17 protein-coding genes and 1 tRNA gene are annotated in these 21234 nt (G+C 44.0%); 16 read left to right on the top strand and 2 right to left on the bottom strand.

The genetic code is table 11. The features are described from left to right. Positions 1–207 precede the first annotated feature (207 nt). The 16 genes from G414_RS0103210 to G414_RS07500 all read left to right on the top strand — a co-directional run bounded on the left by G414_RS0103210 (position 208) and on the right by G414_RS07500 (position 19701). Entirely contained in the window at positions 208–846 is a 639-nt protein-coding gene (locus G414_RS0103210) for a CHAP domain-containing protein (RefSeq protein ID WP_022791421.1), read from the top strand. Positions 847–910: 64 nt separating this feature from the next. Further along, positions 911–1453 (top strand): C40 family peptidase, encoded by a 543-nt coding sequence (locus tag G414_RS0103205; protein ID WP_022791420.1) that lies wholly within the window; start codon positions 911–913, stop codon positions 1451–1453. A gap of 13 nt (positions 1454–1466) precedes the next feature. Continuing rightward, positions 1467–1748, top strand: a complete 282-nt coding sequence (locus G414_RS0103200) for a GNAT family N-acetyltransferase (protein ID WP_022791419.1) — start codon at positions 1467–1469, stop codon at positions 1746–1748. A 150-nt stretch (positions 1749–1898) separates the two neighbouring features. Next, positions 1899–2441, top strand: a complete 543-nt coding sequence (locus G414_RS0103195; protein WP_022791418.1) for a dCTP deaminase/dUTPase family protein — start codon at positions 1899–1901, stop codon at positions 2439–2441. Between the two features lie 12 nt (positions 2442–2453). Further along, the gene (gene radA / locus G414_RS0103190) at positions 2454–3827 is read left to right on the top strand and encodes a DNA repair protein RadA (protein WP_022791417.1); all 1374 of its coding nucleotides are present in this window, start codon (positions 2454–2456) and stop codon (positions 3825–3827) included. A gap of 14 nt (positions 3828–3841) precedes the next feature. Beyond that, positions 3842–4954 (top strand): PIN/TRAM domain-containing protein, encoded by a 1113-nt coding sequence (locus G414_RS0103185; RefSeq protein ID WP_022791416.1) that lies wholly within the window; start codon positions 3842–3844, stop codon positions 4952–4954. 68 nt (positions 4955–5022) lie between these two features. Further along, entirely contained in the window at positions 5023–6516 is a 1494-nt protein-coding gene (gltX, locus tag G414_RS0103180) for a glutamate--tRNA ligase (RefSeq protein ID WP_022791415.1), read from the top strand. A 216-nt stretch (positions 6517–6732) separates the two neighbouring features. Then, positions 6733–9096, top strand: a complete 2364-nt coding sequence (secA, locus tag G414_RS0103175) for a preprotein translocase subunit SecA (RefSeq protein ID WP_022791414.1) — start codon at positions 6733–6735, stop codon at positions 9094–9096. Between the two features lie 74 nt (positions 9097–9170). After that, entirely contained in the window at positions 9171–10286 is a 1116-nt protein-coding gene (gene prfB, locus G414_RS0103170; protein WP_022791413.1) for a peptide chain release factor 2, read from the top strand. Positions 10287–10365: 79 nt separating this feature from the next. Continuing rightward, a tRNA-Lys gene (locus G414_RS0103165) sits at positions 10366–10438 on the top strand. 145 nt (positions 10439–10583) lie between these two features. Continuing rightward, positions 10584–11639, top strand: a complete 1056-nt coding sequence (locus tag G414_RS0103160; protein WP_022791412.1) for a WxLIP family cell surface protein — start codon at positions 10584–10586, stop codon at positions 11637–11639. A gap of 21 nt (positions 11640–11660) precedes the next feature. Further along, on the top strand, positions 11661–13724 hold the full coding sequence (locus tag G414_RS0103155) for a mucin-binding protein (RefSeq protein WP_022791411.1): 2064 nt from the start codon (positions 11661–11663) through the stop codon (positions 13722–13724). 50 nt (positions 13725–13774) lie between these two features. Further along, positions 13775–14494 carry a WxL domain-containing protein gene (locus G414_RS07200; RefSeq protein ID WP_022791410.1) on the top strand — a complete coding sequence of 240 codons (720 nt, stop codon included), beginning with the start codon at positions 13775–13777 and terminating at the stop codon, positions 14492–14494. Positions 14495–14797: 303 nt separating this feature from the next. Continuing rightward, positions 14798–15931 carry a KxYKxGKxW signal peptide domain-containing protein gene (locus G414_RS0103145; protein ID WP_022791409.1) on the top strand — a complete coding sequence of 378 codons (1134 nt, stop codon included), beginning with the start codon at positions 14798–14800 and terminating at the stop codon, positions 15929–15931. A 27-nt stretch (positions 15932–15958) separates the two neighbouring features. Continuing rightward, the gene (locus tag G414_RS0103140; protein ID WP_022791408.1) at positions 15959–18790 is read left to right on the top strand and encodes an Ig-like domain-containing protein; all 2832 of its coding nucleotides are present in this window, start codon (positions 15959–15961) and stop codon (positions 18788–18790) included. 362 nt (positions 18791–19152) lie between these two features. Then, entirely contained in the window at positions 19153–19701 is a 549-nt protein-coding gene (locus tag G414_RS07500; protein ID WP_022791407.1) for a TetR/AcrR family transcriptional regulator, read from the top strand. Between the two features lie 158 nt (positions 19702–19859). On the opposite strand, the gene G414_RS0103130 is transcribed toward G414_RS07500, so the two are convergent. Next, positions 19860–20351 carry an HD domain-containing protein gene (locus tag G414_RS0103130; protein ID WP_022791406.1) on the bottom strand — a complete coding sequence of 164 codons (492 nt, stop codon included), beginning with the start codon at positions 20349–20351 and terminating at the stop codon, positions 19860–19862. A 45-nt stretch (positions 20352–20396) separates the two neighbouring features. Then, positions 20397–21167, bottom strand: coding sequence for a TrmH family RNA methyltransferase (locus tag G414_RS0103125; RefSeq protein WP_022791405.1), 771 nt, complete (start codon positions 21165–21167; stop codon positions 20397–20399). Between the last annotated feature and the right edge of the window lie 67 nt (positions 21168–21234).

Here is a 21234-nt window from a genome sequence, read left to right as displayed (position 1 = left end):
GCTTTTAAGGTAAAATAAAGGCTGTCGCGAGTTTTAGCGGCAGCTTTTTTGTTTGGTATAGGAAGGTTGCTCAACGTAACACAAATGTAACCTTAATTAAATATTAAGAAAACCTATCTGAAACCTCAAAGCGGTACACTAAGGCTTGTAATAAATTAAAGACTATTAAATCATCAATAAATGAGTTCAATGGGGGAGAAAGTTAGCATGAAAAACACGACTAAAAGTACACTATTAGCAGCTGCTGGTGCGGTTGCCGTCTTTGGGGGCACAACGGTTGCTGCGTCAGCTGATTCTGTAACGGTTAAAGCTGGGGATACATTGTCATCAATTGCTTCTGCAAATAACACTACAGTTGACGCTATTGTGGCGGCCAACAAGTTAGATAATGCGGATTTGATTTTTGTTGGTGACCAACTTGAATTAGACGGGCAAGCAGCATCAGCTGATACGCAAGCCGAAGCACAAACTACTGAAGCTACTGCACCTGCTGCACAACCAGTTGCAACTGCTAGTTCACAAGCTAACACACCTAACACATACCCAGCCGGACAGTGCACTTGGTATGTAAAGAATGCCTTGGGTTGGGTAGGTAACAACTGGGGTAATGCTGCTGGTTGGGGTGCTTCAGCCGCTGCTGCTGGTCGTGTTGTTAACGGAACACCTGCCGCAGGTTCAGTTGTTGTCTTTGGACCTGGTGTCGGTGGTGCCGGTGCCTTTGGTCATGTGGGCGTTGTTGAATCTGTAAATGCTAACGGTACAATCAACATTTCAGAAGGTAACTATGCTGGTCTAATGTTCCATGAGCGGACAGTATCTGCAGCTGGTTTGACTTTCATTCATTAAGATTGAAACCTACCAAGAGGGACTCGAATATTTCGGGTCCCTCTTTTTTTAAAGGAGGAGCGTTATGCCTTATCATTTAGAGGACGGCCGAGTCACCCATACAGATGACTATGGTGAGGTAGATAGTGAAATTGTTTTTACTCCGGCGAGCGGGGAGACCCCTTTTCAGATTGTATCGGCAACTATTAAGCAGGGGGCCAATGCTGGTTTTATCCAACGGGTACTCATGAAAATGATCATGAATAGTATGCATGCTGCCCTTTGGGACGTGGTTGCAGAAGTTGAGGGTAAACCCTATCAGCTTCAAGGGCGGCAACCAACCAATGGCTTTGATCTAGCAGGCCTAATTCAGTATATCTATAATAAAATTTATGGGGTCGCCTTTCCGGCAAACTTAAAACAACAGATGCACGCTGTACAATTAGTACCGGTTGATCAAGTCATGCCAGGGGATATTGTATTTTGGGTGAACAATCGTTTAATCACGAATGCTGGTATCTATTTGGGCGGTGGCCGTTATTTAACAGTTGATGTTTTAGCTGGTCAGGTGCAGGTCAAGGAAATTGGGTCCGCTTGGATGCCTAATTATGTGGGTTCGCTACGTTAAAGGGGGGGTCAAGATGCAATTTACGTTTGAGCCAGGGCGCTTGTTTTACGAGCAAGATGGACAGGTATTAGCCGAAATTTTGTTTCCGGCAATTGATAACGGTCGGGTTTGGTCCATTAACCATACCTACGTTAATCCAGCCTTGCGCGGACAGGGTGTTGCGGGACAAATGTTAGCTGAAGTGGTAGAACGAGCTCAGCAGGCTGGTGTGCAACTCAAGCCAGTATGTTCATATGCGCGTGAGGCCTTCCTTCGGCATCCTGACTATCAGGCCCTCGAGCGGCGTGATGTCTAGTTAAGGATAGATAGATATAAGCTAAGTTAATGGTCACCCATAAAGTCCGCTAGGGAATCTTTATGGGTGCTTTTCTGATTAAGGACTCTTTTTAATTGGATAGAAGTTCGTTATAATCGGAGGGAGACCCAAATTGAGGAGTATAACAACATGACCAGAAAATTTGCACGCGTAAGTAAATATGATGCAAGGACGCTTGAGTTGCCAAAACGTGCCACCAAGGCTGCAGCCGGATATGATTTTCAGGCGGCAGAAGATTTCCTATTGCCATCAATTTGGCGGTTACCCTTTCTAAAAATTTTAAAACGGTTAAGACAGGCTGAAACAGTGGTGGCCAGTGATTATCAAGCGGCTGATTTAGTTTTAAAACCACTTTTGGTACCGACCGGCATTAAAGTTTATATGGAGCCGCAGGAGTTTCTTTTAATTGCCAATCGTTCATCAAATCCCTTAAAACGTGGGCTTTATTTGCCTAATGGGGTGGGCATTATTGATGCTGACTATGTTGATAACGCGGCGAATGAGGGCGAAATTTTTATTCAAATGATTAATTTTGGGCTACATGACCGCCTGATTAAAAAGGGCGAGCGGATTGGTCAAGGAATTTTTATGCCCTATCTCTTAACTGACGATGACGAGAAGACAGAAAAGGCTGAGCGAACTGGTGGTTTTGGTAGTTCGGGAATGAAATGATGAGGTAGCATAATGGCGAAAACAAAGACCCAATTTGTATGTTCAAATTGTGGTGCAATTTCACAGCGATATATGGGCCGCTGTCCCAATTGTGGGGCTTGGGGAACTTTAGTCGAAGAGGTCCAACGACCTGAAAAAGCTGATCGGAAATCACGTGTGAATCTAGCAGGCCAAATGGCAAAGGTTGAGCGGCTAAACGAGGTTGACTTGGCTGAAACCCCTCGGATTGCAACCCAGTTAGCAGAATTCGACCGGGTACTAGGGGGCGGCATCGTCCCTGGTTCGTTAGTCTTGATTGGTGGCGATCCTGGTATTGGTAAGTCTACCTTGCTCTTGCAAGTTTCAGGTGCCTTGTCTAAACAGGGCCGCCGTATTTTGTATGTCTCCGGGGAGGAGAGTGCTGCGCAGATCAAACTCCGTGCAGAACGTTTAGGGGTTGACGGAGAGTCCGAATTTTATCTTTACCCAGAAACGGATATGGGTCAAATCCGCAAGGCAATTGACGAAGCGCAACCGGATTTAGTTGTGATTGATTCAATTCAAACGATGCAGCAGCCAGATGTACAATCTGCCGTTGGGTCAGTAGCGCAAATTAGAGAAACCACGGCCGATCTGTTACAAATTGCTAAAACTAATAACATTACGATTTTCATTGTGGGGCATGTTACCAAGGAAGGCACTATCGCTGGGCCTAAAATTCTAGAGCATATGGTAGATACTGTTCTTTACTTTGAAGGCGATAATCAGCGTAGTTTTCGGCTTTTGCGGGCGGAGAAAAACCGGTTTGGGTCAACCAATGAACTAGGTGTTTTTGAAATGGTGCATGAAGGCTTAGCTGAAGTCACCAATCCATCCGAAATGTTTTTGGAAGAGCGGTTAGCGGATGCGAGTGGGTCGGCTGTTGTGGTGGCCTTAGAAGGGACGCGGCCTGTCTTGGTAGAAATTCAAGCCTTGGTGACGCCAACTGTTTTTGGTAATGCGCAACGCACGGCTGCCGGTATTGATCGTAATCGGGTCTCTGTCTTGATGGCCGTACTAGAAAAACGAGCTAACTTACTCTTACAAAATCAGGATGCTTATGTCCGTGCAGCAGGTGGGGTTAAGCTTGATGAACCTGCCCTTGATTTAGCCTTGGCGGTGGCGATTGCCTCTAGTTATCGTGATCAAGGTACGCGACCTACCGATGCCTTCATTGGTGAAATTGGGTTGACCGGCGAGTTGCGACGGGTACCACGCATTAAAGATCGCGTTTTAGAAGCACAAAAATTAGGCTTTAAGCGGGTGTTTTTACCTAAGCAAGCCCTTGATGCCAGTTTTAAGGGTTTGTCGATAGACTTGGTTGGCGTTAAAACATTGAGTGAAGCATTAGAGCAGGCTCTAGCATAGGAAGGAGGGTTAACATGCGTAAAAAAATTATTCAATTAGCTTATGCGCTTTTCGGTGGTGCCTTGGCCTTGACCTTGTTACCCTATGTGTGGCGCCTAGTAGGTGATGGCAACTTTAAGTGGTTAGATAACGGGCTGGTAAATTTTATTATTGGTGCACTCATCTTCTTTATTTTGAGCATACCAACCTGGCAGCTGGTTGATCAACAGATCAAACGGCTAGAAAATTATCTTTTTAAGCAGTCTCCATTGGCCCTGCTGATTGGCTCTTTAACGACCTTAATTGGCTTGGTGCTGGCAGTGGTTATTACAACGCCGCTGCAACGGGCTGATAATTTTTTGTTAAATGCAGTCGTTCCTGTTTTAACCATGCTGGTCATGGGTTACTTAGGTTTTCGTTTGGGGACGACACGCTTAGATGAATGGCGGTCAATTTTAGCTAACCTAAATACAAGGGGGCGTCGGACACGGATTAGGAAAAAAAGTGCCGATAATCAAAGTGATGTACTGACGGATGAAGAAACGAATTATCATCATTATAAGATTCTGGATACGAATATTTTGATTGACGGTCGGATTGTCGATATTGTTAAGACTGGTTTTATAGAAGGAACGCTCTTAGTCCCTAATTTTGTCCTCTATGAATTGCAATACATTGCGGATCAAGGGGATGATTTAAAACGTGTCCGGGGTCGTCGCGGTCTAGATATGCTAAATGAACTTCGTGAAACGGATTCAGTCCCCCTAGAAATGTGGGAGGGTGACTACGATGGCATCAAGGAGGTTGATGAAAAATTAATTCAACTAGCCCGGGATGTAAATGGAATTCTTATTACAAATGACTATAACTTGAATAAGGTGACCCAGTTTCAAAATATTGAGGTATTAAACATCAATGCACTGGCCGGGGCGCTTCGTCCGCGGGTAATGGTTGGTCAACAGTTCGAAGTGAAGTTAGTTAAGAAGGGAACTGAACGGCAACAGGCGGTCGGGTATTTGGATGATGGAACCATGGTGGTGGCCGAAGAGGGCCGTAACCATTTGCAGGAGAAAGTAAAGGTAGAAGTGACATCTACAATTCAAACAGATGCAGGGCGTATGATTTTTGCCAGGGTGATTGCTGATTAGTGATTGAAACCCAACCATGGGCGCGGTATATTAGAAGAGACAGATTTAGAAAAAAGAGGGAGTATCAAATGACTGAGCAAGCTGAAAAGAAGATTCGTGTCCGGTATGCACCATCACCAACCGGACACTTGCATATTGGGAATGCCCGGACGGCACTCTTTAATTGGTTATATGCCCGCCATTATAATGGTGAGTTTATTATCCGGATTGAAGATACGGACCAGGCGCGTAACGTTGCTGATGGTGAACGTTCCCAATTGGATAACTTGGCTTGGTTAGGTTTAGACTGGGATGAGTCACCTGCTAATCCAGGTAAGTACGGACCTTACCGTCAATCAGAGCGTTTGTCTATTTACCAACCACTTGTACAGGAATTGTTGGCTAAGGGCTTAGCCTACAAATCTTATAAGACTTCAGAACAATTGCAGGCTGAACGTGAGGCGCAAATCGCTGCCGATGAGGCCCCACACTATGTCTACGAATATGAAGGCATGTCAGACGAAGAAATTGCTGCTTTCCAAGCTGATGCTGAAGCCAAAGAATTACCTTATGTGGTGCGTTTTCGGGTTCCTGATAAGACCTATGCTTGGGATGATATCGTCAAGGGCCACATCTCAATTAACGCTAATACCCTAGGTGGTGATTGGGTCATTCAAAAGGCTGACGGCATGCCAACCTATAACTTTGCGGTGGTGGTAGATGACCACATGATGGAAATTACCCAGGTGCTACGTGGGGATGACCATGTATCGAATACACCTAAGCAATTGATGATTTATGAAGCCTTTGGTTGGGAAGCACCTGAGTTCGGCCATATGTCATTAATTATTAATGCTGACACAGGTAAGAAGCTATCTAAACGTGATGAAACCATTTTGCAATTTATTGAGCAATACCGTGAGCTGGGGTACTTACCTGAAGCAATGTTAAACTTTATTGCCCTCCTCGGCTGGTCACCAGTTGGTGAGGATGAAATCTTTAACAAGAAGCAATTGGTCAAGCGTTTTGATGAAAAGCGGCTGTCAAAGTCACCAGCCAAGTTTGATAATAAGAAACTTGCCTGGGTCAATAACCAATGGATTAAGAATGCTGATCAAAATATGGTCTTTGACAAGATGCTCCAACAGTTAGTAAAGTCTGACCTTGTTACTGCTGATGAGTTGACCCGTGAGAAGGTACAGTGGTTGCGGACAGTTATCAACGTTTACATGGATGGCGTTTCCTATACCTCACAGATTGTCCCCTTAGTAAAGCCAGTCTTCTTTGACTTGCCTGGTAAGGACACATTAACGGACTCTGAAAAAGAATGGATGGCCGGTGAAGATGTCCCTATGCTCTTGGAGAAATTTGTGACGAAGTTAGAAGCGTTGCCACTCTTTACTGCCCAAGCGATTATGGGTGCTATTCGTGAGATCCAACATGAAACCGGCATTCGTGCCCGGGCCTTGTGGAACCCATTACGGATTGCTTCAACTCGACAAGAACAGGGACCCAACCTGGGTGAATTGTTAGAGTTACTTGGCCGTGATGAGACCATTGCTAACGTGAAAGAGTTCATGTAAGCGTGCTCTTAGATTGCTACATTAAAATTAAACAGACATCTGATGACTCATTATATTACTCGTCAGATGTTTTTTAATTTAAGCAAAAAACGCGCTTAGCTGGTAAGCAAGGCTAGGTATCTCCTATAAAAAATGTTAGAATGCTAATAAGAAACTTCTGCAGTTTAATTAAAACATGCAAAAGGACAGTATCAGGATGAGTAAAGGAAGATAAAAATGGCAAATCCCTTAAAAAAAGTAATTGAAAGTGATCGGGGGACGCTACGCCGGCTAGAAAAGACAGCTAAGCAGGTTGAAAGCTATGCCGACGAGATGGCAGCCCTCTCTGATGATGAATTAAAAGCAAAAACACCCTATTTTCGTGAACAGTTAGCAGCTGGGAAGACCCTCGATGATATTTTGCCTGAGGCCTTTGCGGTTGTTCGTGAAGCTGCTCGGCGTGTATTGGGACTCTATCCTTTCCCAGTGCAAATTATGGGGTCAGAGGTTTTACATGGTGGTAATATCGCAGAGATGCGCACTGGTGAGGGTAAAACGTTAACCGCCACCATGGTTGTTTATCTTAATGCCTTACCTGCCAAAGGGGTACACGTGGTGACGGTTAATGAGTATTTGTCACGGCGTGATGGTGAAGAAATGGGTGAGCTTTATAAGTGGCTTGGCTTAACAGTCGGCATTAATACGGCTGATATGACACCAGAAGAAAAGCGGGCTGCTTATAACGCGGATATCACCTATTCAACTAATTCGGAAATTGGCTTTGACTATTTACGTGATAACATGGTCACCCGTAAGGAAGATCGGGTGCAGCGACCACTTAATTTCGCCTTGGTCGATGAAACTGATTCAATTTTGATTGATGAAGCCCGGACACCATTAATTATTTCGGGCGCCCCTGCTCAAGAAAGCACGCAACTTTATATGCGGGCCGACCGTTTTGTAAAGACATTGACTGAAGGCGAAGACTATAAGGTTGACCATGAAACCAAGTCTGTGCTGCTATCAGCTGAGGGAATTCGCAAGGCCGAAAAGTACTTTAACTTGCCAAACCTATATGCTGAGGGAAATTCAGCCTTGACCCATCACATTGACCAGTCGCTACGTGCTAATTACACGATGTTTAATAATAAGGACTATGTGGTACGTGATGGTGAAGTCGTCTTAGTCGATGCCTTTTCTGGTCGTATTCAGGAGGGACGTCGTTTCTCTGATGGTCTCCACCAGGCCTTAGAGGCTAAGGAAAAGGTCGAAATCCAAGAAGATAATCGGGCGATGGCCTCAATCACCTATCAAAACCTCTTCCGTCAGTATAGTAAGTTAGCTGGAATGACCGGAACTGCTAAGACAGAAGCCGAGGAATTCCGTGAGATTTACAATATGGAAGTGGTAACAATTCCAACTAACAAGCCAATCAAGCGGGTGGATGAACCTGATTTGCTCTACCCATCATTGGAAGCTAAGTTTGATGCGGTGATTGCCTTGGTTAAAAAACTACACGCAAAACAACAGCCAATTTTAATTGGAACGGTGGCGGTTGAGACGTCCGAATTAATTTCAAGGAAATTGGATGAAGCTGGGATTCCGCATAATGTTTTGAATGCGAAGAACCATGCCCGTGAAGCAGAAATCATTGCCAACGCTGGTCAAAAAGGGGCAGTCACGATTGCCACTAATATGGCCGGTCGTGGAACAGATATTAAACTGGGACCGGGTGTGGCTGACCTAGGTGGTTTGGCGGTAATTGGAACTGAACGGCATGAGTCACGACGGATTGATAATCAATTACGTGGACGTGCTGGTCGTCAAGGGGATGCTGGTTATTCACAGTTCTTCCTCTCCTTACAAGATGACTTGATGATCCGCTTTGGTGGTGAACGTATTAAGGCCTTGATGGACTCAATGAATCTTCAAGATGAAGATGCCGTTATTCGCAACCGTTGGATTACGCATTCAGTAGAGTCAGCCCAGAAGCGGGTTGAAGGTAATAACTATGACTCTCGTAAGAATGTTTTGCAGTATGATGATGTGATGTCCCAGCAACGAGCTGCCTTTTATGGTAATCGAAACCAGGTAATTGATGAAGAAGAAAGCCTGGAAAATGTGATAATGCCAATGGTTAATCGCACCATTGACCGGGTCGTCGATTTTCACACAGTCGGCCGGGAAGATGAATGGGATTTGAATGGCTTAGTTGATTTTGCACGGTCGGCCTTAGTACCAGAAGATAGTATTGCGGTACCTGATTTGCGTCACAAGGATCGTGATGCCCTGAAAGACTATTTGAAGGCCCGTGCGCGGGAGATGTATCAAGAAAAGCGGAGCCTGCTTGAAAATGATCAGCAGCTCCTACAATTTACGCGGGTTGTTATATTGCGGGTTGTTGATAGTCATTGGACCGATCACATGGAAAATATGAACCAGTTACGTGATTCAATTCAGTTGCGTGGGTATGGTCAATTGAATCCGTTGATTGAGTATCAAAATGAGGGCTATCGGCTCTTTAATGACATGATTTCTGAAATTGAGTATGATGCTACCCGTCTCTTCATGAAGTCTGAAATCCGACAGAATTTACGTTAAGTTGCAGAGAATAATGAGTTGGGTTGCGACCCAACTTTTTTCTTAGCATTAACGTTGATGAAAGGAGCAATGATATGGAATTAGCTGAAGCACGGCATTTATTTGAAGAGGCAGCCCAGGAAGTGACTGCCTTTGGTGATAGTCTTGACCTGCCAGCATTAAATGATGAAATTGCGGCCAATGAAGACGATATGAGTCACCCTGATTTTTGGAATGACCATGAAGCCGCCCAAAAGGTGATTGATGCTAATAATGCCCTTAAGGAACGCCGGGATAACTATCTGAAACTGGTCCAAGAGGTAGAAGAGGTAACAACGGCTTTAGATCTCTTAGCTGAGTTACCGGATCCTGATATGCAGGCCGAGATGGAAACGACCCTGCAAACACTTTTAACTGATTTAGAGGCTTATCGGTTAGGCCAATTATTAGATGGTCCCTATGATCAAAATAATGCCATCCTCGAGATTCACCCGGGTTCTGGGGGAACTGAATCCGCTGACTGGGGGGCTAATATGCAACGGATGTATACCCGTTGGGCAGAAAAGCATGCCTTTAAAGTAGAATTAATGGATTATCATCCCGGCGATGTGGCTGGGATTGATTCAGCGACCTTGAAAATTAGTGGCCATAACGCCTACGGTTACTTACGGTCTGAGCGTGGAGTGCACCGCTTTGTACGGATATCACCCTTCGATTCAGCAGGTCGGCGCCATACATCCTTTGTTTCTATTGATGTGATGCCAGAGCTTGATGATTCAGTGGAGGTAACGATTAACCCTGCTGATGTTAAAATGGATGTTTACCGGGCCTCTGGGGCAGGGGGACAACACATCAATAAGACCTCATCGGCGGTGCGTTTAACCCACTTGCCAACTGGTATCGTGGTCGCTTCTCAGCAAGAACGGTCCCAGTTTCAAAACCGGGATGTAGCTTATAATATGCTGCGAGCTAAGTTATACCAGCGGGAACTCGATCAAAAAGAGGCTGAACGGGCTAAAATTGCGGGGGAACAATTGGAAAATGGTTGGGGTTCACAAATTCGTTCCTATGTTTTTCAACCCTATCGCATGGTTAAAGACCATCGGGATAACTACGAGTCTGGAAATCCCCAAGCCGTGATGGATGGCGACTTAGATCCTTTTATCGATGCGTATTTACGGTGGAAATTAGCACAAGAAAATCCAGAATAAAGTTAAATTGACCCTTTATTTTTTTTCTGAAACCTGTATAATATATTGAGTAAGTTGTTGCAAGATGATTTACTCATATGTCTCCTTAGCTCAGTTGGTAGAGCAGAGGACTTTTAATCCTTGGGTCCAGGGTTCGAGCCCCTGAGGGGACATGATATAAGAGCGTTACCAGTTTGGTGGTCGCTCTTTTTTTATGCAAAAAATTATAAATACACCTTGGCATATCCTGTCTAAAAACATACAAAAAATAGGTAATGTGGTATACTTTAATTAGATATTTTAACTAGGAGAAATAAAATGATTAGAAAAGATATAACGCTAGGTGGAGTAATGGCAGTCCTTACGTTACTTCTCAGCCTAGTAGGTACACCCACTCAAGCCAGTGCCGATAATGGTTTAGCTTTGGGAGTAAATCCACAACTCCCTGCTAATCAAGTCGACCCTAAGCACGGCTATTTTGATTTACAGGTAAAGCCAGATGCTAAACAAACCTTGGTCGTTGCGCTCTCAAATGGAACGAAGGCCCCAATTGATGTTTCAACATCTGTTAATACTGCTAAGACGAATCAAGCCATGCAGATTGAATATGGACCAAATAAGCTTAAAAGTGATCATTCTTTGCAATATGACTTACCTAGCTTACTAAAGGGTCCTAAGAAGGTTACTATCCCAGCCCGGACCACCAAAGAGGTGCGTTATGAATTAACGGTTCCTAAAACGGCTTTTCGGGGCAGTTTAGCCGGTGGGATAACCTTCACAGTAGATCACCAAACTGATGGGGCTGATCAACAGAAAAAGACGGGGGTGCTTAATCGCTATTCCTATGTGGTCGGAGTGGTATTAAGGGAAGATACCCACACTAAAGTTAAACCTAAGTTAACAATGCCAAAGGTGAAGGCTGGTAGCTACAATGCGCGTAATGCTATTTTAGCCACCCTAGTGAATGATCAGCCAACCTTTATTAAGCAGTTATCAACTAGGGCGGTCGTAACCAAGCGTGATAGTGATAAGAAAATCATCGACACAAAGCAAAAAGGGCAAAATATCGCTCCTAATAGTCGTTTTACCTATGCACTTGGGCTAGGCGATAATAAAAAGCTCGACCCAGGTAAGTATCGTTTGCAATTAACAGTTAAGAACCAGGATTATACCTGGCATTTGAAACGTGATTTTACGATTACAGATGCTCAGGCTAAACAGCTTAACAAGCACGATGTCTCTATTGAACGGCCAAATTACTTAATGATTATCTTAGTCCTACTCGTTTTGGGTGGTCTACTGGCCTTACTTATCTATTTGATTAAGAAAAATAGGGAACAAAAACGAGATATTGAAACATTGCGGAATAAATAAGTGTTATTAGGGGGAGTAGTAATGAATAAAAACATAAAAACCCTAGTCGGAGTTGCCCTCACCACGCTAATGGCCTTTGCCGGAAGTTCAGTTGGGGTTGAGGCAGCTACCCTGCAGCCCGGGGACACGTCCTATCTAGGGCCACAAAAGGCAACCTATATCGACTTTGCAAACAATAATGTTAAGCCAACGAAGACTGGTACAGCCGTGGCCGAACAAACAAATCCTGGAACATTAGGATCATGGTGGCGCTTTATTGATTCTTCTACCGATATAGGTGTTGGAACGGCCACTATTCGGTATCCATTGGATTTATCAAAAGACTTCTCGATGGAAGTTGGTAATAGTACGGGTGGAACTGAAAATGATAAATGGAGTACTGATTTTATCGGAATGATATTGTCTACCTCAGGTCCAGAGGAACTAGCTGCCCATACTTATACTAGTCCTGCAAAACGGTATGAAGGAAGCAAAGAGGTTGATGTTCCTTATACAGACACCTCAGGTCCAGCGGGTTATGCGGATCCAACAGTGGACTGGCAATTGGCCTTTGGAACCAATGTCTATGGAATAGCCGATCAGTTTCTTAGTTCTACCCGGACACCCTACAACGTGATTCGGTTGACGCAAAAAGGTTCAGCTAAAGCTCTAGATGGAAATAATTGGCAAGCGTATAATAACGCCGGGAAGAATTTTTTTGACACTACTTTAGAATTATCCTATTCGGCAGCTACGCGGGAAATAACGTTAAAAGCTGAAGATGCCCATCAGGGTCTTTTGAACAATAGAGGTACCCGTACTGAAAAAACGACCGTGCCTGCTGATGTATCAAAGTTATATTTAGCGATTGCAGGAGCCATAAATGGTAATAAGCAAAAAAATTCATCAACCGTAGGATTGAAGCAAATGAATGGTTATTACCAGATGACCGATTCACCTGTTGATTTTAAAAAGGTAACTGGTGAAACCATGGGTGCCCAAAGTACGGTCCATTCACCAATTGGACTAAAATTTTCAATTGCTGGAGCAGCCCCCTATAATTTGACTGAGCCTGCGATGCCAGGTTATGCAGTGACGGCTGATGCGGCACCACGAACGGGAACAGCTGGGGAGATTAGTCAACCCCTGCAAGTCCTTTACGAGGGTGCGACCCAGCAATTACCAGTTGAAATTCGCGATCGCGACAATGGCGACCAGCTAGTGACGACCAAAAGCACGCCCGTGAAGACCGATGCAACCTATAATTTGACTGAGCAAGACCTTTCGTCATTAGTACCGGAAAACTATGTTTATGCGTCCGCGGAACATTTAACTGGAACGCTAACCGTTGATGCTAGTGGAAAGGTAACAAATGATCCAGTAATCGTCTACGTGAAACATAAAACAGAAGTCCAGACCCATACCTATACACGAACCATTAACTATGTGACACCAGATACCATTACGGCACCAGATCCAGTGGTACAGACTCTTGAACAGCGGCGCGAAGTAGATATGGTAACAAAGGCTGAGACGATTTTGGATAAGGGCCTTAGCTTTCCAGCAGTGGAGACACCAAACCTAACAGGTTATGTACCAGATGTGTATACAGTCCCTGAGAAGGCAATTGATAATGCCCAGGAAAACTATACAGTGACGGTGACATATTCAGGAACTGTTGGACTTTCTGTGCCAACCAGTGTGGACTTTGGAAACGTCCCAGTGGAATCAGGGGTCTTTCGTGGACAAGCAACCCAGCCAGCACAGGTCGTTAATGGTCAGTTAGCGGTAATTGATACTAAGTCAGTGAGTGATAGGACTTGGCATTTAGAAGCGCAGGTTACGCAAGCACCAACTGATCACTTGACGTCTTCAACGTTGACGAATGTATCTTACCTCATTAATGATCAGCAAGTGTCGGCCACGACCCCAACTACCATCTTTAATGGTAGTCAGATGACGGGGACGGAACACGAATTATTTAGTTCTAGCAATCCTAACTTTTTGCAATTACGCTTTCCTAAGGATTTAAATTTCCAGAACTATCATATTGATTCGCCATACAATTCACAGATTAAGTGGACATTAGCCAATGTTCCTGTATAATTAAAGACGTTAATAGTTTATATGTATTAAATATTTAGGAGGATGACAAAATGAAGTTAAGTAAAGTCGTAGCGGCTGCTTTAATCAGTAGTGGTTTTTTGATCACTTCAGCAAGTGCAGCTACTTATACAACTGATGGGTTGGGGGGAACAACGGACGGTAAGGTTGCCTTTACCGCACCTACAACCAACAATGATAAGCCTTCAATTCCTGGAACTGGAAACGATGAAAATCCTGATACCCCAACTGATAACCCAGGTACAAGCAGTGATGCCCTGTTGAAGTTGGTTTATGCTTCAGATTTGGACTTTAATACGCATGATATTTCATCAGCTAACCAAACTTACGATGCAAAAACAATTACCAGTGCCCAGGGTAGTCAAGTAGCGCCTTATGTTCAGGTATCTGATGCCCGTGGTACGGGTTCAGGTTGGAATCTAGCGGTTAAACAAGACAAGGAATTTACTAACGATACATCAGATGTATTGAAGGGGGCTTATGTCAAGTTTGCTGCACCAACCCTACAGGACTTGAATAGTGTTGCCCCAACTGGTGTGACCGGTAATGCGGTTACCTTAGTGGCTGGTGGGGCTGCCCAAACTATTATGAATGCAACCAGTGGTAATGGTCGTGGTGTGACTTACGGAATTTTTGGAACTGTTGCTGACGGTACTGCCAATGGAGCCCAATTGGTTGTCCCTGGTGGTTCAGCTTTGGCCGGTGTTTATAACACAACGTTGACTTGGACTTTGGGTTCAACGCCTGCTTAATTATATTTACAAATAATTGAAAGAAACCATACAGTCACTTGTATGGTTTTTTTATTACAAATAACCGTTAAAATATTGAAAAGGATATAAATTACCAGGTAAATGTTGAGGTAATCATATTTTAGACCTATAATAATTAGGTAGAAGTCTTGTTTAAGTTATCACAAGTTAAACTTATGTTTATCTCATGGTAAAGCTTTATGAGCTAAAGCGATAAGGAATGTAGGTTAGCCTGTATTGGATAAGGAATGTTTTAAGAGGGTTTTTATTTAGATAGTTGGGTTAGAAATTGGAGGGATAGACATGACTAAGCACGATAATCTGGTGAGCAATAGACGTTATAAGATGTATAAGGATGGTAAGCACTGGGTTTTTGCGGGCTTAACAACAGTTGCATTAACACTAGGTGGCATTTCTGTCACCACTGTGTCAGCGGATGTAACACAAAATGATAAGGTGACTGAGAGCACACAGTCAACTGAGGTGCCTGAGAAGACAAATCAAGTTACCTTAGCAACTGATTCCACTAATACAACTGACCCAACGACACCTGATACAGTGACCGGCACAACGCGTACTGATCCTACTAATTCTGATGTGGATTCGAATACGGATCTTAATACAGAGACTAGTACGACGGACACAACGACTACTAACATAGTGAGTGCTGATACAACGGTCGATAACGCGGAAACTACTACCGATTCCACTAATACAACCGACCCAACGACGCCTGATACAGTGACCAATCCAACACGTACTGATCCTACTAGTTCTGATGTAAATCCACATACGGATCTCAATACAGAGGCCAGTGCGACTGACACAACAACTGCTACTAACACGGTGAGCGCTGATACAACGGTCGATAAAGCAGAAACTACTACCGATTCCACTAATACGAGTACAGCGACTAAAAAGATGAGCACCAGTACCACTGATGCACAAATGCAATTAGCTACCGTTGATGATACCGTTTCCTCGGATGGTGTGCCTGATTCACCAAACTACATAGATGGATTTGGGGTAACTAATAACTATTCCCGTTACAAGGGACCCATGACTTGGCGCCCAGCTAGTGAGGATGAGTATCTATTTGATGGGGTTGTTCAATGGGATTCTGCAAAAAACACGGGAAGTAGCATTCAAGTTGCCTTTACGGTTAATGTTAAAACTGACACAGTGACCGCCTATGAGATAGCGGCTGATGGGAAGACAATCTTGAGGACCTATGTTCTTCCAGGTACGACCAGTGCCCCACTAATGTCACAGAGTTTTGCCGGTTATGGTTATGCAAGATCGGGTCAATCAATCCAACTATATTTGGTAAAGGGAACGGGTCTCCTTTTTGAACAGTATTTGCTTGCCGATGGGACAAAATTTAGTGACCAGGACCATGATGGTGTTGATGACTATACCCCAATGGGCCGGGTATGAGAAGATCTTCCTGAAGTTATTCATCAGGTGACCCATTACGTAGATGCTGAGACTGGGCAGGCATTAATGGATAACGTAACCCAAGATGGCTGGACTAACCAAGAATATACAACCGGCCGGCCTGCATCCATACAAAAAGATGGAAAAACCTATTACTTAGTAATACATGAAGAGCCGGCTAATCGAAATGGTGTTTTTAGCCCTTTCAAAAAAGGCTATGTTCAATTTTCTGATCGCTTTGTTGGCTATGGGGTCAAGATGACGCAAATCACGGATGATGGGGTCATGTCATTTAATCTTTATAAAAAAGATAGTGCTGGCAATTGGGTATTAACCAGTGAGCCAACTAAAACCATTGCGCCTGGTCAACCCGAACAGTATTATTCCATTCAAAATGTTGGGAAGCTCATTATTCGAAATCCCTATGTAACCGGGCAGTTAGATAGCTATAACATAACGTATGAATACGATGCGCGTGTTCCGCAAACAACTATTACGACGCCTGTGACAAATGAAAGTTCTACTATTTCGGGGATGGCCGATGAGACAACGGCTAAGCCAGGAGACACAGTGAATGTGTACGGTACGGATGGTCAATTAATAGGTTCAACAACTGTAGGTGCTGATTTGTCATGGACGATTGATGTTCCAGCTGGGACGACCCTAGAACCTGGGAAAACAGTTACTGCGGAAGTATTAAATCCAGCCAGCGGTCAAGGGGGTAAAGCTACAAAGGTAGTCGCAGATACCCGTGTTCCTAATACGACTATGAATCCAGTTAAGGATACAGATACATCCGTTTCAGGTGAAATTGGTACGTCCGGTAAACCCGGTGATCTCATTGTTGTAACAGATGCGGCTGGAAATAAAATTGGTGAAACGAAGGTTCAAGCAGATGGAACTTGGCGTATTGATAACCTTCCTGTGGGAACGTTAAAACCGAATACAGACGTTAAAGCGGTGATTACTAATCCTTTGAATAATGAGTCAACTTCGGCAAGTCAAAAGGTAACTGACACGCGTGTTCCGGATGTTGTAATTGATGGGGTTGATGAATCGTCAACCGCAATTACAGGAGAAGTTGGTCCAAATGGTCAACCGGGGGATGAAATCACAGTTGTTGATAGTCATAATCAAGTCATTGGAACAACCAAGGTTGATCAAAATGGATCTTGGTCGCTTCCAATCCCTGAAGGAACGAGCTTAGCTTATGGTGATAAGATTCAGGTAACCATCAAAAATCCAGCGAACAATCAAACGGGTAGCAATGAAACAACGGTGACCGATAAGCATCTACCGGATGTAACGCTAAATCCAGTTAAGGATACAGACAGAGTTATTTCAGGAACGGCTGGTACGACGGGTAAACCTGGTGATCAGGTGGTGGTGACCGACGCTGATGGAAAGAAAATTGGAGAGACAACGGTTAAAGATGATGGTACTTGGTCACTACCAGTACCAGAAGACGTTGACTTACAGCCCAACACCAAGGTGACTGCAACTGCTACTAACCCAAAGGACCCAAGTCAAACTCCCGCAGTGGCTAAACAGTTGGTTGAAGATACACGTAAACCATCAATCACCGTTGATCCAATTAAAGACAGTGATGCAATCATCACAGGTACCGCTGGTGCTACGGGTAAACCTGGCGATCAGGTGGTGGTAAAGGATGCGCACGGAAAAGTTATAGGTGAGACTAAGGTGCAAGCAGATGGAACGTGGACCATTTCAAATGTTCCGGCAGGTAGCTTGGAAGCAAATACCAAGGTGACCGCAACCATTACGAATCCCAATAACCCAGGTGACCCGACATTAGTTGAGGTACCGGTAGCAGATACCCGTGTACCAGGTGCAACTATTGACCCCGTTGAGGCAGGGGCAGATACACTTACTGGTCAAACGAGTAACGCACAACCAGGGGATATCATTACGGTGACTGATAATGCTGGTAATATTATTGGTAGTCCACAAGTTCAAGCAGACGGAACGTGGACGCTACCGGTACCACAAGGGACAACGCTAAACCCTGGTGATATGGTAAAGGTGCATATTACGAATCCTAATAATGGACAGGGGGCTTCTGACCAGACAATTGTCGGGCAGTATCGTACACCAGATGTTACCATTAATGATGTCCAGTCGGATACAACCAGTATCTCTGGAACAGCTGGAGAGTCTGGTTTACCTGGAGATCGGATTGTGGTAACAGATGGCAATGGTAGAATAATTGGCAAAACAAGCATTAAAGAAGATGGAACGTGGTCGATTCCATTGCCAAATGGGATGGACTTACAACCAGGGGCAGAGATTACTGCTACCGCTACCAACCCTAAGAATGGCCGGACTGCGTTTGCCAAGACATTGGTGATTGATGCGGCTAATCCAGTAGTAACGATTGACCATGTCCATACCAATGACCAGCAAATTACCGGTAGTGGAACTGTAGGCGGGATTGTAACAGTTACTGATGAGGTTGGCCGTAAATTAGGAGCGACTGTGGTAGATGTAAGTGGACATTGGACTATTAAAGTACCTAGTGACTATGTACTCAAGGATGGGACAAGATTAGTTGCAACCATTACAAATAGAATTAACGGTAAGACAGCTATCGCAAAAACGGTGGTTGTGACGACATTGTTAGAAAAGGCTAGAGAACAGACAACACCTGCTGAACTAGCTAGGCAAGCAGCACAAGCAGTTAAGCCAACTAAGGCGGTTACCAAGCAAACCTTAGCAAAAACTGAGCAAGCCTTGCCTAAAACTGGTGAGCGAGCAACAAATACCTTAACAGTTGTGGGCGTCATTGGACTGATGCTGGGTATGCTTGGTAGGGAAAGTAAAAAGCGTCGTGAAAATTAACGTTATGAACCCTTATAGGGTCATGTAAACAATGAAAAAGAACTAATCTTTTAAAAAGATTAGTTCTTTTTTTACATAAAACACATTCTTTACCTGTTTAATAACTAACGAAGTCGGTGTTATGTAGTTTAGAAAACAAGATAAAGCTTGGTGACTCGTAGAAAACGAAGGTCCTATGGTACAAATATAGTGTGTGACTGAGCAAGAATATACGAGTGCATAAAGGAAACCGCTTTCCTTAAAGTGTGATAGCTTGTTAGAATAGTGGGATACGGTTAAAGCAATAGCAGCGTAGTAGCTTGATCAGCGGTACACGATTGTGATGTTATCTTTATTTAAAACCGTGCGGGAGGACAGACTTAATGGTGGACCGAAGAGTAAACCGAACAAAACGACTGATAAAGGAGGCCTTTATTGATTTAATAGCAGAGCAGTCATTGCACACAATTATGGTTTCAGAAGTAGCAGAAAGGGCTGATGTTGGACGCTCAACCTTTTATAAGTATTATGACAATGTGGGGGATTTGTTTGAACAATTAAGCGATGGACTGATTGATGATTTAGTAGTGATTATGATTAAGGATTTGGAAGATCATTTGGAATTTGATCCAGAACGTCTTATGCATAAGGTAATTAATTATGTAGAGGAAAATAGTCGGGTGCTAACCCTATTTATCAGAGAAGGGGATCACTTTGTACAAGATATGAAGCAAACTTTTTGTAATGAACTTATTGAAAGTCAGCATATAGCCAGTGACGACTATAATCGACGAATGCGAATTGCCTTTACTGTGGATGCCGTCGTTGACATATTAGCACGTTGGCAATTATCGTCTGAAAAAAAGGCGGCTTACTTGGTTGAACAGGGCATTGTTAGTGTGCTGGATAAAATATATGGTAGCAAGGTCTAATAATAAGCTTTTGCCAGCGAAAGTGGTTAAGTTTAATCAAGTAGATGTTAGTCAGGCAATTCTTGCTAAGTAAAATTAAGGAAACACTTTGGATAAGTATCAGATAATTAAGCAAAAAAATACCGACTAGGCCATATATATGAGCTAGTCGGTATTTTTTAAAAGGCGTTGGTTAACTGTTGTAGTAGGCGTTTAACGTGCTGAGACCAGGGCTGACAAAACTCAACCACCGCCTGGTAGTCATCAACAAAGTCGACAAGAATACTCTCACGATAGTGCGGTAGGGCAGTCGTTGCACCCCACATATGTTTTAAGATAATATCCTTTTCCATCGGCGATAAGGGAGTAAGTTTCTCGGCATTACGTACGGCGACACGGGCATGAATAAAGGCATGTGTCCCTAGCTCAAACTTTGTTACTCGCCAGTCATAAAAAAACAAGTCATGTAAGAGACCAGCCCGTGCCACAGCGCGTGTATTTAAGCCTAAGCGTTTAGCAATACAGTAACTACGATAAGAAACGCTGAGTGAATGGGTTAGTCGATCTGAGTGGTGATGCTGGGTATACTGGGCCAATGATTGGACCTCCCGGCGCGCCAAAAGATCATCAACAAGTGTCAGATATTCAGAATCGGTTTGCCAATTTTTCATAGAATCATCGCCCTCCACAAATCAGCATACGGGTCAAAGATTAAGTTAACCTTGAGTGAGCGCAAACATGGCAATACCAGCTGCAACTGCCACGTTCAAAGACTCTGCTTCGCCCACCAAAGGAATGTAGAGATTTTGACTTGCAGCAGCACTTAGAGCAGGCTGCATTCCCTGACCCTCGTTGCCCATGATTAAGGCAAAGGCAGGTTCGGGATTAACGGTAAACAAGTCCACTGCGGCAGGGTTTAATTCCGTACCATAGACATTGATCCCGTTTTCCTTAAAGGCCGCCGTCCATGTTAAGAGGTCACCGCTGGCTAGTTCAATATGAAATTGGCTGCCCTGCATGGCACGAGTAGCCTTAGGTGAATAGGGGTCTACCGAACCTTGGCCAAAGACAACGCCAGCAAAGCCAGCAGCATCTGCAGTCCTAACCATCGTCCCAACGTTACCCGGGTCTTGAATGCCATCTAAGAACAACCAGGCGCCTTCATGAATAAATTGAGGGGCCCGGTTAGCTTTAGGCAAGGAAACTTCTGCAAAAATTCCCTGAGGGGTCACTAAGTCGGATAACTTTTTGGCAATCTCAGGCGTAATTTCAAAAACAGGAACCCCGGTAGGAAGTTCAGTGGCATGTAGCTTTAATTGCTCACTAGTGCCGATTAATGCGTGTAGGTGGCCATGATGTTGAATGGCCTCTTCCACTAAGTGCCAACCGTCTAAGAGGTAGCTACCACTTGCTTGACGGCCTTTTTTACTTGATAATTTTTGCCATGTTTTCACTCGGCTATTTTGAGTTGATTTTATATTTTCCATAATGTCTATTATAGGCCCTTAGCTAGTAAATTGGCTATGCTATAATGGCTAACGGTAGGAAATATTA

It is taken from the genome of Weissella halotolerans DSM 20190, from assembly GCF_000420365.1.
GTDB lineage: Bacteria > Bacillota > Bacilli > Lactobacillales > Lactobacillaceae > Weissella > Weissella halotolerans.
The sequence above is the reverse complement of the archived record's forward strand: the minus strand, read 5'-3'. Positions and strand labels throughout refer to the sequence as shown.

What these genes read in the sequence shown, in the direction of transcription:
- G414_RS0103210 (WP_022791421.1), top strand. Translation starts at nt 208, where the DNA reads ATGAAAAACACGACTAAAAGTACACTATTAGCAGCTGCTGGTGCGGTT.
- G414_RS0103205 (WP_022791420.1), top strand. Translation starts at nt 911, where the DNA reads ATGCCTTATCATTTAGAGGACGGCCGAGTCACCCATACAGATGACTAT.
- G414_RS0103200 (WP_022791419.1), top strand. Translation starts at nt 1,467, where the DNA reads ATGCAATTTACGTTTGAGCCAGGGCGCTTGTTTTACGAGCAAGATGGA.
- G414_RS0103195 (WP_022791418.1), top strand. Translation starts at nt 1,899, where the DNA reads ATGACCAGAAAATTTGCACGCGTAAGTAAATATGATGCAAGGACGCTT.
- radA (WP_022791417.1), top strand. Translation starts at nt 2,454, where the DNA reads ATGGCGAAAACAAAGACCCAATTTGTATGTTCAAATTGTGGTGCAATT.
- G414_RS0103185 (WP_022791416.1), top strand. Translation starts at nt 3,842, where the DNA reads ATGCGTAAAAAAATTATTCAATTAGCTTATGCGCTTTTCGGTGGTGCC.
- gltX (WP_022791415.1), top strand. Translation starts at nt 5,023, where the DNA reads ATGACTGAGCAAGCTGAAAAGAAGATTCGTGTCCGGTATGCACCATCA.
- secA (WP_022791414.1), top strand. Translation starts at nt 6,733, where the DNA reads ATGGCAAATCCCTTAAAAAAAGTAATTGAAAGTGATCGGGGGACGCTA.
- prfB (WP_022791413.1), top strand. Translation starts at nt 9,171, where the DNA reads ATGGAATTAGCTGAAGCACGGCATTTATTTGAAGAGGCAGCCCAGGAA.
- G414_RS0103160 (WP_022791412.1), top strand. Translation starts at nt 10,584, where the DNA reads ATGATTAGAAAAGATATAACGCTAGGTGGAGTAATGGCAGTCCTTACG.
- G414_RS0103155 (WP_022791411.1), top strand. Translation starts at nt 11,661, where the DNA reads ATGAATAAAAACATAAAAACCCTAGTCGGAGTTGCCCTCACCACGCTA.
- G414_RS07200 (WP_022791410.1), top strand. Translation starts at nt 13,775, where the DNA reads ATGAAGTTAAGTAAAGTCGTAGCGGCTGCTTTAATCAGTAGTGGTTTT.
- G414_RS0103145 (WP_022791409.1), top strand. Translation starts at nt 14,798, where the DNA reads ATGACTAAGCACGATAATCTGGTGAGCAATAGACGTTATAAGATGTAT.
- G414_RS07500 (WP_022791407.1), top strand. Translation starts at nt 19,153, where the DNA reads ATGGTGGACCGAAGAGTAAACCGAACAAAACGACTGATAAAGGAGGCC.
- G414_RS0103130 (WP_022791406.1), bottom strand. Translation starts at nt 20,351, where the DNA reads ATGAAAAATTGGCAAACCGATTCTGAATATCTGACACTTGTTGATGAT.
- G414_RS0103125 (WP_022791405.1), bottom strand. Translation starts at nt 21,167, where the DNA reads ATGGAAAATATAAAATCAACTCAAAATAGCCGAGTGAAAACATGGCAA.